The sequence below is a fragment of the Gordonia araii NBRC 100433 genome (assembly GCF_000241265.1).
GTDB classification, from domain to species: Bacteria; Actinomycetota; Actinomycetes; order Mycobacteriales; family Mycobacteriaceae; genus Gordonia; species Gordonia araii.
In genome coordinates this window covers 39825-53092 of record NZ_BAEE01000063.1, presented here as the reverse complement: position 1 = coordinate 53092, position 13268 = coordinate 39825, and the positions used below count along the sequence as shown (strand labels likewise).

Annotated in this window: 12 protein-coding genes and 1 pseudogene; 7 read left to right on the top strand and 6 right to left on the bottom strand. The window is 66.9% G+C overall.

Annotated features, from left to right (window positions below):
• The first annotated feature begins 92 nt into the window (after positions 1-92).
• Positions 93-1166, top strand: a complete 1074-nt coding sequence (locus GOARA_RS13340) for an isocitrate/isopropylmalate dehydrogenase family protein (RefSeq protein ID WP_007322923.1) — start codon at positions 93-95, stop codon at positions 1164-1166.
• A gap of 107 nt (positions 1167-1273) precedes the next feature.
• Here the strand turns inward: GOARA_RS13340 and GOARA_RS13335 are convergent, their stop codons facing one another.
• Together GOARA_RS13335 and GOARA_RS13330 are read right to left on the bottom strand one after the other, a co-directional pair.
• Positions 1274-2095 (bottom strand): class I SAM-dependent methyltransferase, encoded by an 822-nt coding sequence (locus tag GOARA_RS13335; protein ID WP_007322922.1) that lies wholly within the window; start codon positions 2093-2095, stop codon positions 1274-1276.
• A gap of 43 nt (positions 2096-2138) precedes the next feature.
• Complete coding sequence (locus GOARA_RS13330) at positions 2139-2675, bottom strand: 2'-5' RNA ligase family protein (protein ID WP_007322921.1); 537 nt, start codon at positions 2673-2675, stop codon at positions 2139-2141.
• Positions 2676-2876: 201 nt separating this feature from the next.
• Between GOARA_RS13330 and rpsA the strand changes: the two genes are divergently transcribed.
• The 3 genes from rpsA to GOARA_RS13315 all read left to right on the top strand — a co-directional run bounded on the left by rpsA (position 2877) and on the right by GOARA_RS13315 (position 5712).
• Positions 2877-4340, top strand: a complete 1464-nt coding sequence (gene rpsA, locus GOARA_RS13325; RefSeq protein WP_007322920.1) for a 30S ribosomal protein S1 — start codon at positions 2877-2879, stop codon at positions 4338-4340.
• 187 nt (positions 4341-4527) lie between these two features.
• Complete coding sequence (locus tag GOARA_RS13320) at positions 4528-5019, top strand: ferritin (RefSeq protein ID WP_007322919.1); 492 nt, start codon at positions 4528-4530, stop codon at positions 5017-5019.
• Between the two features lie 96 nt (positions 5020-5115).
• Positions 5116-5712 carry an isochorismatase family protein gene (locus GOARA_RS13315; protein ID WP_007322918.1) on the top strand — a complete coding sequence of 199 codons (597 nt, stop codon included), beginning with the start codon at positions 5116-5118 and terminating at the stop codon, positions 5710-5712.
• An 11-nt stretch (positions 5713-5723) separates the two neighbouring features.
• Here GOARA_RS13315 and GOARA_RS19900 read toward each other — a convergent pair.
• Positions 5724-5819, bottom strand: a pseudogene (locus GOARA_RS19900) (SDR family oxidoreductase); the annotation flags it as partial.
• A gap of 71 nt (positions 5820-5890) precedes the next feature.
• Between GOARA_RS19900 and coaE the strand changes: the two are divergent.
• Positions 5891-6790: a dephospho-CoA kinase gene (gene coaE, locus GOARA_RS13310; RefSeq protein ID WP_040523324.1), complete on the top strand. Its 900-nt coding sequence runs from the start codon at positions 5891-5893 to the stop codon at positions 6788-6790.
• Between the two features lie 10 nt (positions 6791-6800).
• On the opposite strand, the gene GOARA_RS13305 is transcribed toward coaE, so the two are convergent.
• Positions 6801-7325 (bottom strand): ribonuclease FAU-1 family protein, encoded by a 525-nt coding sequence (locus GOARA_RS13305; RefSeq protein ID WP_007322916.1) that lies wholly within the window; start codon positions 7323-7325, stop codon positions 6801-6803.
• A gap of 88 nt (positions 7326-7413) precedes the next feature.
• Between GOARA_RS13305 and uvrB the strand changes: the two genes are divergently transcribed.
• Together uvrB and GOARA_RS13295 are read left to right on the top strand one after the other, a co-directional pair.
• Positions 7414-9570 (top strand): excinuclease ABC subunit UvrB, encoded by a 2157-nt coding sequence (gene uvrB / locus GOARA_RS13300; RefSeq protein ID WP_007322915.1) that lies wholly within the window; start codon positions 7414-7416, stop codon positions 9568-9570.
• A gap of 105 nt (positions 9571-9675) precedes the next feature.
• Positions 9676-10122: a universal stress protein gene (locus tag GOARA_RS13295; RefSeq protein ID WP_007322914.1), complete on the top strand. Its 447-nt coding sequence runs from the start codon at positions 9676-9678 to the stop codon at positions 10120-10122.
• Positions 10123-10146: 24 nt separating this feature from the next.
• On the opposite strand, the gene GOARA_RS13290 is transcribed toward GOARA_RS13295, so the two are convergent.
• The gene (locus GOARA_RS13290; RefSeq protein ID WP_050947286.1) at positions 10147-12423 is read right to left on the bottom strand and encodes an ATP-binding domain-containing protein; all 2277 of its coding nucleotides are present in this window, start codon (positions 12421-12423) and stop codon (positions 10147-10149) included.
• A gap of 79 nt (positions 12424-12502) precedes the next feature.
• The gene (locus tag GOARA_RS13285; protein WP_007322912.1) at positions 12503-13204 is read right to left on the bottom strand and encodes an MBL fold metallo-hydrolase; all 702 of its coding nucleotides are present in this window, start codon (positions 13202-13204) and stop codon (positions 12503-12505) included.
• Positions 13205-13268 lie beyond the last annotated feature (64 nt).

Sequence of the window (13268 nt, the reverse complement as noted above, 5' to 3'; positions counted from 1 at the left end):
GACGGAGATCCCGCACGAATCGACAGATCCCGACGAAGTAGCGTCGGGATCTGCGGGTTTCTGCGGGAGGAAGCTCTGACAGGAGGCAAGACGTGGCGGCTGACGTCCGAATCGGAATGATCGACGGCGACGGAATCGGGCCAGAGATCGTGCCGGTGGCAGTGGCCGTCGCCGGCGCTGCCGCCGCGCGCGTCGGGCTCGACGTCGAGTGGGTGCCGTTGTCCATGGGACAGTCCGCCATCGCGAATCATGGCGATCCACTGCCCGAGCAGACGGTCGCGGCCCTGGACGGACTGGACTGTTGGGTGCTGGGCCCGCACGACTCGGCCGGGTATCCGGAGGAGTTCCGCGGCCGCCTGACGCCGGGGGCGATCATTCGCAAACGGTATGGCCTCTACGCGAACCTGCGGCCGGCGCGCGCCTATCCGGGAGTGCGGGCGGTGCGGCCCGACATCGATCTATTGATCGTCCGGGAGAACAGCGAGGGGCTCTACGCCGATCGCAACATGGCCGTCGGATCGGGCGAGTTCATGCCGACACCCGATGTCGCGCTCGCCGTCGGCGTAATCACGCGCGCCGCGTCGGAGCGCATCGCCCGCATCGCATTCGAGCAGGCACAGACTCGACGCGGCCGGGTGACGGTGGTGCACAAGGCGAATGTTCTCGCCATGACGACGGGCTTGTTCCGCGACGCCTGCTTCGACATCGCGCGGGAGTTTCCCGATGTCGCGGTCGATGAGCAGCACGTCGACGCGATGGCAGCGCAGCTGGTCCGACGGGCAGGTGATTTCGACGTCGTCGTGACCGAGAACCTCTTCGGTGACATCCTGTCCGATCTGGCCGCCGAACTCGCCGGTTCGCTCGGCCTCGCGGCGTCGATCAACGCCTCCGACGTCAAAGCGATGGCGCAGGCCGCGCACGGTGCCGCGCCGGACATCGCGGGTCAGGACCGGGCCAATCCGGTCGCGTTGATCGAGTCGACGGCGATGCTCTTCGACTGGTGGGCACGACGATTCGACGACGAGCGCGGACGGGAGGTCGCGTCGCTGATGCGCACGGCTCTCGGCGATGCGCTGAGCGCCGGTGAGGCGACCCCGGATCTCGGCGGTTCGGTCGGGACCGCGGAGTTCGGACGGCGGATCCTCGCCCGGATCGCTGCGACGTAGACGACGTGGCTGCCCACTCGGTGAAGGTGAGGTGCCCACTCGGCGTAGGTGAGGTGCCCAGTCGGCGGGGGTGAGGTGCCCACTCGGCGGGGGTGGGGTGGGGTCGGTCAGGCGGGTTTGCGGCAGCTGAAGATCGCCGTGCCCGGGAAGTAGGCTCCGCGCAGCGGCGACCACTGACCCCATTCCTGCTCGAAGCCCTCCGGCCATTCCGGTTCGATCAGATCCTCCAGAACCAGTCCGGCAGAACGGATCTCGCGGATCCGATCGCCCATCGTGCGATGGTGCTCGACATAGGTGATCTCACCCGCGTCGTCGCGTTCTACGTACGGAGTCCGGTTGAAGTAGGGGATGGAGACCGTCAGCCCGGCAGGCCCCGGGTCGTCGAGGAACATCCACCGCATCGGGTGATTGACCGAGAACACCCAGCAGCCGCCGGGACGCAGCACGCGGGCGACCTCGGCCATCACGCCGGCGGAATCGGCGACGAACGGAACCGCGCCGAAGGCCGAACAGGCGAGATCGAAAGACTCGTCGGCAAAGGGGAGGTGCTCCGCGGTCGCTTGCACGAGTGGCACGCGTCGCTCGTCGCGGGCCATGGCGGCGACACCGTGGGCCAGCATGCCGCGCGACAGATCGATGCCAATGGGCGAGGCCCGCTGCGCGGCCAGCCAGCGCGAGCACGGCGCCGACCCGCACCCGACCTCGAGCACTACCTTTCCGGCCACATCGCCCAGCAGACCGATATCGGCTTCGCGCAGGTTCTCCGGGCACCAGACGAAGTCGCCCGCGGTGTTGTCGACGCCGAGGAAGCTCCCGTGCTCGTCGTGATAGGAGTCCGCGTCGGCGTCCCACCAGCCGCGGTTGGCACGGTCGCTGGTCGCCGAGTCGACCGGCCCGAGGATCGCCGGTGGCCGGGTTGGTTCGCTCACGTCGCCTCGTTTCGTGTGCGAGGCGCGCCGACCTCGTGGGACATCAGCACGCCCGGCCGGGAAGCACTGTCTCGGACTTCGTCTCGCCGTCCCATCGTCGAATCCCGGCGACGACGACATCGCGGTCGCGCTCGCCGGCGAGAAAGTCGATCGCCGCGGCGACTTGCTCACCGGACAAGCGGCGGGCGAGTGTCACGTGCGGCGACCACGATCCCGGACGGCTGTGGGCCAGCTCGCCGTCGATGTGGTCGGCGGCCAAGCGCACGACGGTGGCGTGAATGCCGAGCAGATCGGTCGACGGGACGACCGAGCGCGCGAGCACGTGGCCGCCGTGCGCACCCGCGGCGCCGTGGGAGAACACGATCGGGGCACCGAGGCGCACCGTGATCGGGAGCCGTTGGGCCACCGGCGCGAGGACGCTGAGCGCGGACTCGTCAACCGCTCGCGCGGCGACCAGGGTGATGTGCGGTCGCTGGTCTCGGTGCGGGTTGCGCAACCCGGCCGCGGCCAGGCGGTTCACCTCGGCGATCACGGCGGCGTCGGCCTCGTCGTCGAGGACGAGTTCGAGCGAGTGGACCACGGCGGACCCTTCCCTTGGGGGCGGAGGTGCATTTGTGCAGGACAGGGGCCCTGGCGTAGTGTTAGAAGCGCGTGTGGCCAGGGTTAGCTCAGCTGCCAATGCCACATTGTTGACCAGCAGGTTTGTGAAACATCCTGCCCGCTGGATGACCGCAAACCACAACCTGTACCTACTAGATACCTGTCCGGAGCAACCCAACACATGTCGTCCCCCACTATCTCCTCGCCGCAAGTAGCCGTCAACGACATCGGCTCGGCCGAGGATTTTCTCGCCGCCATCGACTCCACGATCAAGTACTTCAACGATGGTGACATCGTTGAAGGGACGATCGTCAAGGTCGACCGCGACGAGGTCCTGCTTGACATCGGCTACAAGACCGAAGGTGTCATCCCGTCCCGCGAGCTTTCCATCAAGCACGACGTCGACCCCAGCGAGGTTGTCAACGTCGGCGATGAGGTCGAAGCCCTGGTCCTCACCAAGGAGGACAAGGAAGGCCGCCTGATCCTGTCCAAGAAGCGCGCCCAGTACGAGCGCGCCTGGGGCACGATCGAAGAGCTCAAGGAGAAGGACGAGGCCGTCAAGGGCACCGTCATCGAGGTCGTCAAGGGCGGCCTGATCCTCGACATCGGCCTGCGCGGCTTCCTGCCCGCGTCGCTGGTCGAGATGCGTCGCGTCCGCGATCTGCAGCCGTACATCGGCAAGGAGATCGAGGCCAAGATCATCGAGCTCGACAAGAACCGCAACAACGTGGTCCTGTCGCGTCGCGCTTGGCTGGAGCAGACCCAGTCCGAGGTGCGCAGCGAGTTCCTGCACCAGCTGCAGAAGGGCCAGGTCCGCAAGGGCGTCGTGTCCTCGATCGTCAACTTCGGCGCTTTCGTCGATCTCGGCGGCGTCGACGGCCTGGTGCACGTCTCCGAGCTGTCCTGGAAGCACATCGATCACCCGAACGAGGTCGTCACCGTCGGCGACGAGGTCACCGTCGAGGTTCTCGACGTCGACCTGGACCGCGAGCGCGTCTCGCTGTCGCTCAAGGCGACCCAGGAAGACCCGTGGCGCCAGTTCGCCCGCACCCACGCGATCGGTCAGATCGTGCCGGGCAAGGTCACCAAGCTCGTTCCGTTCGGCGCGTTCGTCCGCGTCGAGGAGGGCATCGAGGGTCTGGTCCACATCTCCGAGCTGGCCGAGCGCCACGTCGAGGTGCCGGACCAGGTTGTCGCCGTCGGCGACGATGCCCTGGTCAAGGTCATCGACATCGACCTCGAGCGTCGTCGCATCTCGCTGAGCCTCAAGCAGGCCAACGAGGACTACACGGAGGAGTTCGACCCGTCGAAGTACGGCATGGCCGACAGCTACGACGAGCAGGGCAACTACATCTTCCCCGAAGGCTTCGACGCTGACACCAACGAGTGGCTTGAGGGCTACGAGGAGCAGCAGAAGGCTTGGGAGGCGCGCTACGCCGAGGCAGAGCGCCGTCACAAGATGCACACCGCTCAGATGGAGAAGTTCGCGAAGGCGGCCGCCGAGGCGGAGAACGCGCCGAGCGACTACTCCTCGTCGACCGACGAGGCCAAGGGTGGCAGTGCTCCGGCACCGAGCACCGGCGGCTCGCTGGCCAGCGACGAGCAGCTCGCCGCACTGCGCGAGAAGCTTGCCGGCAACGCCTAGCACTCGCTAGAACCGCGAACAGCTCCCCGGCCCGTGAGGGCCGGGGAGCTGTTTTCTTTGGTGGGAAATCTGTCCCGAATCAGCCGTGACGTTAGGAATCCCTATCGTCGCGTAGCCTAGCCAACGTTCTCTTAGTAGAGGCAATCTTTGCTGGTAGAGGCCATTTTTTGCACCTATCATCGAGCCTATGAAAATGACAGCAGGGCTTGAAAAGGCATTTATCAAGCAAATCATCAAGGAATACGAATCGGCAGTGCTTTACCGGCAGCTGGCCATCGAACTCGAGCTGATGAACCTGCCCGGTATCTCGAAGTGGCTCAAGAGCCAGTCGGCTGAAGAGCTCACCCACGCGGACAAGCTCATCAAGCACTTGACCGACCGGGACAACCACCCCGTCATCGGCGACATCAAGACGCCCAAGGTGAAGGTCACCAGCGTGACCGAGACCTTCGACGTCGCTCTGGAGGCCGAGCGCGATGTGTCGGCGTCGATCCGCGAGCTCTACGCCGCCGCGGACGAAGCGCACGACATCGACTCCCGCTCGCTCCTGGACTGGTTCGTCTCCGAGCAGATCGAAGAGGAAGCCACCGTGAGCGAGATCCTCGGCCGGGCCCGCCTGGTCAACGAGGACGGCTCGGGCATTCTCCGCCTCGACGCCGAGCTCGGCGCCAGCGCCTGAACCCCCTGAAATAGCCCTCAGGACAGTCGGCCCGCCGCATTCCACCCGGAGTGCGGCGGGCCGCCGCATTCGCCGGCCGCGCCTACCATTGGCCCTATGACGAGCAAGGCGCTGATCATCGTCGACGTCCAGTACGACTTCTGCGAGGGCGGGTCACTCGCCGTCGCCGGCGGGCTCGACCTCGCCGAGCGTTTGCGGTCGGCACTGCGCGACGAGCGGTTCCTCGCCGAGTACGACCTGGTCGTCACGACGCAGGATTGGCATATCGATCCGGGCGAGCATTTCGCCGCCGAGGGAGTCGAACCCGACTTTCGGACCTCGTGGCCGGTGCATTGCGTCGCGGAATCGGACGGGGCGCGCATCATCGACGACCTCGAAGACGAACTCGGCCGCATCGATTCCGTTCCGGTGATCCGGGTCTTCAAAGGCCACTACAGCGCCGCGTACTCCGGCTTCGAAGGAATCACGCCCGACGACGAACTGCTCGTCGAACGGCTGCGGGCGCACGGGATCACCGACGTCGACGTGGTGGGGATCGCGACCGACTACTGCGTGAAGGAGACCGCCCGGCAGGCGGCGGAAGCCGGTTTCCGCACCACCGTCCTCGAGAACTACGCCGTCGGCATCGACGAGGCCGCCGTGCGCGAGCTGTACGCAGGCGGATTCGCCGAACTCGGGGTCGCGGTGCGCTAGGCCCGGTCCGTCGCCGTCGCGATCGTCGTCTCCGGCCACAGACAGTTGCAGGCAATGCCGCGATCGGCCCATTCGGCCGCGAAACCCAGGGTCAGCAGCGACATCCCAGACAACCGATCCGTGCTTGTGCTCGGAGCACAACCGGGAAAGCCGGCGCGGGCATGCCACACTGGTGGGCGTGATTCGAGTGGGATTGACGGGCGGAATGGGTGCGGGGAAGTCGACGGTGGCGAAGACCTTCGTCGACCGCGGGGCGTACCTGATCGACGCGGACAAGGTCGCGCGCGAGGTGGTCGCCGCGGGCACACCGGGACTGGCGGAGTTGGCGCAGGCGTTCGGCGAGGACATCATCGGGCCCGACGGGGAACTGGATCGCCCCGCGCTGGCCGTACGGGCGTTCGCCGACGACGAGTCGCGAGCTACGCTGAACTCGATCACGCATCCGCTGATCGGCGCCCGCACCAACGAACTGTTGTCCGCTGCTCCCGCCGATGCGATCGTCGTGCAGGACATTCCGCTGCTCGTCGAGAACCACACGGCGCCGTTCTTTCACGCCGTGGTGATGGTGAACGCCGACGTCGAGCTGCGCGTGCACCGCCTCGTGACGTCTCGCGGCCTCGACGAGGCGGATGCGCGGGCGCGAATCGCCGCGCAGGCGACCGAAGAGCAGCGGCGTGCGGTCGCCGACGCGTGGCTGGACAACTCCGGGACGGAGATAGACCTCACCCGCAGAGCCATCGATCTATGGGATCAACGTCTCGTCCCCTATGAGGTCAACGTGCGCACCGGAGTCGTCGCCAAACCGGTTCCCGAGCTGATTGCCGCCGACCCCAACCCGGCGGCGTTGCCGAGCCGGCTGACCAACCGGCTCTGGGCAGTGGCAGGGGAGAAGGCGTCCGCGGTCGAGGTGGCGGCGGCCGACCCCATCCCGGAGTTGCGGATCACCGCGCGCGACGAGCAGGCGGCGGCCGAGCTTCCCGACCTCCTGTGCGCGGGCGGCTTCCCCCCGGAGGGGGACGGGACGTTCGCGGCCGCGGATCCCGGACGCCCGGCGCGCGTCAGCATCGTCGCGCCCTGATCGGCCGCGGTCAATGCAGCCAGGTGAGGGGTTCGCCGACCTCATCGTCGAGCCACGCCTGCACCCGATGACCGCGCCCGGCCGCCCCGACGAGCGCGCGCATGGCGATCTGCACGGCCCGTTCGCACTCGGCGGTGGTCAGATACCCCGCGGCTCGCGCGTCGAAGACCTCGTCGACGTCGACCAGCTCCAACGGCTTCCCGGGCACGTCGATCAGGTCCAGGTACCAATCGGTCGCGTGCCAACGGCCATCGGCGTCGGGACCGGAGAACTCGCCGACGTCGAGGTAGAGGCGCTGGCCGGGCCGGTAGTCGGCGTCGCGGAAGTGGAAGATGTTGGCGCGGAGGCCGAGCGACGGCAGCAGCCAGGTCTCCAAGTGGCCGAACCTGGGGTGATCGGCGGTGCGGGACATGTAGAGGCCGTAGTCGGTGACGCGGTATTCCTCGACGGGGCGAACGAATCCCTTGTTGTCGGTGTTGGTGCCCGCCGGGACGTCGAAGACCTCGATTTTCGGCCGGTGCGCGACTTCGCTCATGTTCTCAAACTAGCGTCGAGCCCCGTCGTTCGTGGTCGCCAACCGCTCCCGACCGACGTTGTCGGGGGGCGAGCCTATCCTGTCAGGTATGGCGTTTCCCGCAGAGAAACCAGTCCTCGCGCATTCCGAGTTCCGCCCGATCGGCGAGATCGAGCGGGCCGACGGACGCTTCGAAGTCGTCAGCGAGTACGAGCCCGCAGGTGACCAGCCGGCGGCGATCGAAGACCTGGAACGCCGGATCAACGAAGGGGAGCGCGATATCGTGCTGCTCGGTGCCACCGGCACGGGCAAGTCGGCGACCACCGCGTGGCTGATCGAGCGAGTCCAGCGCCCGACGCTGGTCATGGCGCCGAACAAGACTTTGGCCGCCCAGCTGGCCAACGAACTGCGCGAGATGCTGCCGAACAACGCGGTCGAGTACTTCGTCTCCTACTACGACTACTACCAACCCGAGGCGTACATCGCGCAGACCGACACCTACATCGAGAAGGACTCGTCGATCAACGACGATGTCGAACGCCTGCGGCACTCGGCGACATCGAGCCTGCTATCGCGCCGCGACGTCGTCGTCGTCGCGTCGGTGTCCTGCATCTACGGCCTGGGCACGCCGCAGTCCTATCTCGACCGCTCGGTGGAGATGTCGGTCGGTGACGAGATCGACCGTGACGCGCTGCTGCGCCTTCTCGTCGACGTGCAGTACACCCGCAACGACATGTCGTTCACCCGCGGCAGCTTTCGCGTGCGCGGCGACACCGTCGAGATCATCCCGTCCTACGAAGAGCTGGCCGTGCGGATCGAGTTCTTCGGCGACGAGGTCGAAGCGCTCTACTACCTGCATCCGCTGACCGGTGACGTGGTCCGGCAGGTCGACAATGTGCGGATCTTCCCCGCGACCCACTACGTCGCCGGTCCCGAACGCATGGAACGGGCGATGAAGGGGATCGAGTCCGAACTGGAGGAGCGGCTCGCCGAGCTGGAGGGCAAAGGCAAGCTCCTGGAGGCGCAGCGCCTGCGGATGCGGACCACCTACGACTTGGAGATGATGCGCCAGGTCGGCTTCTGCTCGGGCATCGAGAACTATTCGCGTCATATCGACGGTCGCGGGCCCGGCTCGGCGCCGGCGACGTTGATCGACTACTTCCCGGACGACTTCCTACTCGTCATCGACGAGTCGCATGTGACCGTGCCGCAGATCGGCGGCATGTACGAGGGCGACATGTCCCGCAAGCGCAACCTGGTCGACTACGGCTTCCGGCTGCCCTCGGCGGTCGATAACCGCCCGCTGACCTGGGACGAGTTCGTCGACCGGATCGGGCAGACCGTCTACCTGTCGGCCACCCCGGGACCCTATGAGCTGGGCCAGACCGGCGGTGAGTTCGTCGAGCAGGTCATTCGCCCGACCGGGCTGGTCGACCCGAAGGTCGTGGTGAAACCGACCAAGGGCCAGATCGACGACCTGGTGCATGAGATCCGGGAGCGCACCGAGCGCGACGAGCGGGTGCTGGTCACGACGTTGACCAAGAAGATGGCCGAAGACCTGACCGACTATCTGCTCGAGTTGGGGATCCGGGTGCGGTACCTGCACTCGGAAGTGGACACGCTGCGCCGCGTCGAACTGTTGCGGCAGCTTCGCCTCGGCGAGTTCGACGTGCTCGTGGGCATCAATCTGCTGCGCGAGGGCCTCGACCTGCCCGAGGTGTCGCTCGTCGCCATCCTCGACGCGGACAAGGAGGGCTTCCTGCGCAGCACGACATCACTGATCCAGACGATCGGCCGCGCGGCTCGTAACGTCTCCGGCGAAGTGCACATGTACGCCGACAAGATCACCGACTCCATGCAGAACGCGATTGATGAGACCGAGCGCCGCCGGGAGAAACAGATCGCGTACAACACCGAGATGGGCATCGATCCGCAGCCGCTGCGCAAGAAGATCGCCGACATCCTCGACCAGGTCTACAGCGAGGCCGAAGACGAGGTGACGGTCGGCGGATCGGGCCGCAACGCCACCCGCGGCCGACGTGCCCAGGGCGACAATCCGAAGGGGTCGTCCAGCGCCGGAGTCATTGAGCGCCGGGACATTTCGGCGATGCCGCGTGCCGAATTGGCCGATCTCATCAGCCAGCTCACCGATCAGATGATGTCCGCCGCCCGTGACCTGCAGTTCGAACTCGCCGGGCGGCTGCGCGACGAGATCGCCGACCTCAAGAAGGAATTGCGGGGAATGGATGCGGCGGGAATCAAATAGCGGCCCGACAGTGGCGGTGAACACCACCGCGCGAACTCAGACCCAGCCGGACCGAGAATCCGATAATGTGCTTATCGCACAAGCGAAATCTGGAGGGAATTGTCAATGGCTGCATACAGCACCGTGGTAGTGGGGACCGACGGCTCGGAATCCTCGATGAAGGCGGTGGAACGCGCCGGTGCGTTGGCCGGTGAGAACGCGACGCTGGTAATCGCCTGCGCCTACTTCCCGAACGAGGGCCGCGACATCAACGCGATGTCCGACGTTCTCAAGGACGAGGCCTACCAGGTTCACGGCTCCGCGCCCACCGAGGAGATCCTCCGCACCGCCAAGGAGCGCGCGACGGCGGCTGGCGCCAAGGTGATCCAGCAGCGCCCGGTCAAGGGTGCCCCGGTCGACGCGCTGCTCCAGCTCGTCGTCGACGTGAAGGCCGATCTGCTGGTCGTCGGTAACAAGGGTCTGAACACCCTGTCGGGTCGTCTACTCGGTTCGGTCCCCGCCGACGCGGCCCGCAAGGCCGATGTCGACGTGCTGATCGTCCACACCACGTAGGACAACACCGCGGCGCGAGAACTGTCAGCGCTGCTCCGCTTGCCACCCGGGTAGGTCCGCCAACTCGGGTGGCAAGTCGCATTCTGCGACCACGACGAGCCGCTGGGTTGCTCGTGTCAGGGCCACGTACAGGTCGTTGAGCCCGCGCGGCGACGCCGCGATGATCGTCGCCGGCTCTACGACGACGGTGTTGTCGAACTCCAGTCCCTTGCACCCGTTGACCGTGTGCACCACGATCTCCGGATGATCGGCTAGCGCGTCGACGGCCAGCTCGTAGTCGCCGTCGGCGACGATCAGGCCGGTGAGGCCCTCCCACCCGGCACCGACGGCGAGATCCACCGCGTCGAGAACGGCCCGGCCGAACGGAGCGCGCACCGCTCGCGGTTCCAGACCGTTCGATCGCAGCGATGTCGGCGGACTGAGCTCCGGGTTGATCCGGGCCAGCAGCCGCGCCGCGTACCGCATGATCTCGGCCGGAGTCCGGTAGTTGACCGTGAGTTCGTGCAGGCGCCACCGCTTCTGGACATACGGTTCGAACACCGCGCCCCACGAGGTGGCACCGGCCGGCGCCGACGTCTGCGCGGTGTCGCCGATGACCGTCATCCACCGGTTCGGGATGCGGCGCATCACCATCCGCCAGGCCATCGCCGACAGTTCTTGCGCCTCGTCGACGATGACATGGCCGAAGGTCCACGACCGGTCGGTATGGGCCCGCTCGGCGGTGGTGCGGTACTGGGTGACGGTCTGCCGCGCGGCCAACTGTTCGGCGTCGATGAGGTCGTAGGCCATCAGGATTTCAGGGTCGATCTCATCCTCGAGGTCCTGCGGAGCCGATCCCGTCAAGATGTCCAGCGCCTCCTGCGCTTCGGCGAGCTTGGCGCGCCAACTCGCCTCCTCGGCGGCCTTGTCGTCGGCGGTTCCCGCACCGATCAGCTCGGCGATCTCGTCGAGTAGCGGAACGTCGCCGACCGTGATCGGTTCGTCCGGGGAGCGTTCCAGGGCAGCGCGGTCGCGATCATCCCAACCGTGACAGGCGCGGCGGATCGCCGAGGACGAGGTTAGTAGATCGGTGAGGACCTGGATCGGTTCGAGCCGCGGCCAGAAGCTGAGAACCGCGCGGACGAGATCCTCGTCGTCGCGCATCTCGTCGCGGATATCGGCGATCTCGGAACTGCTCAGCATCTGCGACCCGTCGAGCAGCGACGAGCCGATGCGGCCGGCGTAGGCGGTGGCGAGGCCGTACAGCGCGGCCCGGAGAAACTCGCGCTGAGCCTGGTTGTGTGCTCGTCGGGTGCTGCGCGCCTTGGCGCGGGCGGACTTGACCAGATTCGAATCGATCGTCAGCGGGTAGCCGTCGAACTCGACGGTGACCGGGCCCTTCGGCAGCGACTGGTAGGCGCGCACATGCCGTTTGAGAACGTCGATCATCGTCAACGAGCCCTTGAGCGCCGCGGCGGCCGGGGGATCGACGGCGTCGGTGCCGACGCCGGGAAGCAGGTTGCCGATCGTCGAAAGGAGCACCCCGGTCTCGCCCAGCGAGGGGAGGACCTGCGAGATATAGCGGAGGAACTCGTCGTTCGGCCCGATGATGAGCACACCGCTGCGGGCCAGGATGTCGCGGTGCGTGTACAGCAGGTAGGCGGCACGGTGCAGCGCGACAGCTGTCTTTCCGGTTCCCGGACCGCCCTGCACGACGCTCACGCCGCGATGTGACGAGCGGATGATCAGATCCTGTTCGCGCTGGATCGTCTCGACGATGTCGTTCATCTCGCCGGTGCGAGCGGCGTTGAGTGCCGTGACCAGTGCGGCCTCGTTCACCACGTCGCCACCGGTCGCCGTGCCTTCGCCGGTTTCCGGAACCACCGACCCGTCGAGCACCTCGTCGTTGATCGCCTTCACCCGCCGGTTGCTGGTGCGGATGTGTCTGCGCACGTGGACCCCGTCGGGATCGGCGGGCGTCGCGAGGTAGAACGGGCGCGACAGGGGCGCGCGCCAATCGAGCAGGAGGGTCGTATCCTCGTCGTCGTCGTCGAGCACTCCGATGCGCCCGATGCGCCTGGTCTCCATCGTGCCGTCGCCGTCGCCGTCGACGTCGAGCCGTCCGAAGTACAGGTTGTGCTCGGCGGCATCGAGTTTGGCGAGGTCCTCGACGTAGAGCCGCTCGTAGGATTCCCGCTCGGATTGGGCCTGAGGAGTACCGCCGCTCTCGGCGAGAGTCTCGCGCAGCCGGCGGTTGGTCGTCGACCGCATCCGGTCGACGCGCCCGTAAACCGCGTCGAGATGCTGCTGCTCGTCGGCCATGCGGGAATCAGGATTCACAGTTGATCCAGTGTACGCGGACAATGCGGGTCCGGCTGGCCGGCGAACGGGCCCTCGGCTGCTACCAGCCGCGCGTCCTCCACTCGGCCAACTGCGGCCGTTCCGCGCCCAGGGTCGTGTCGCTGCCGTGGCCCGGGTACACGGCGGTGTCGTCGGGATAGACGTCGAAGAGCTTCGTCGTGACCCCGTCGAGGAGACGCTCGAAATCACCCGGCTGCCAGGTTTTGCCGACGCCGCCGGGGAAGAGGCAGTCCCCGGTGAACAGTTGCACCGAGATCGGTCCCGCCGCGTCGTCGCTGGGGTCGAGCAAGGCCAGGGCGATCGAGCCTTCGGTGTGCCCGACGAGGTGGATGGCGCGCAGGACAAGGTTGCCGACGGTGATCTCGTCGCCGTCGTCGAGCAGGCGGTCCGGGGTGACGGGCAACTCTTTCGTATCGTCGCGGCCGGCCAATGTCGGGACGCCGGTGGCCTTGGCCACTTCCTGCAGCGCCTGCCAGTGGTCGAAATGGCCGTGCGTGGTGACGATGCTCCGCAGTGTTCCGGGGAGTTCGCCCAGGAGCGCGAGAATCGCCGGGGCGTCGTTGGCCGCGTCGATCAACAGCTGGTCGCCGGTCTCCGTGCAGGTGAGGACGTACACGTTGTTGTCCATCGGGCCGACGGACATCTTCGTGATGGTCGCGCGGGCGGTGGTGCGGCGAATGGGCTGGTGCGGACCGGCAACCGTGCCGGTGTACGTGTCATCGACGGGGCTGATCGTTGCCATGCCTCCACGGTAGCGGCGCCCGGCGGCACATAGGCGACGCGGCATAGAATCGAGAAAGTGTCAG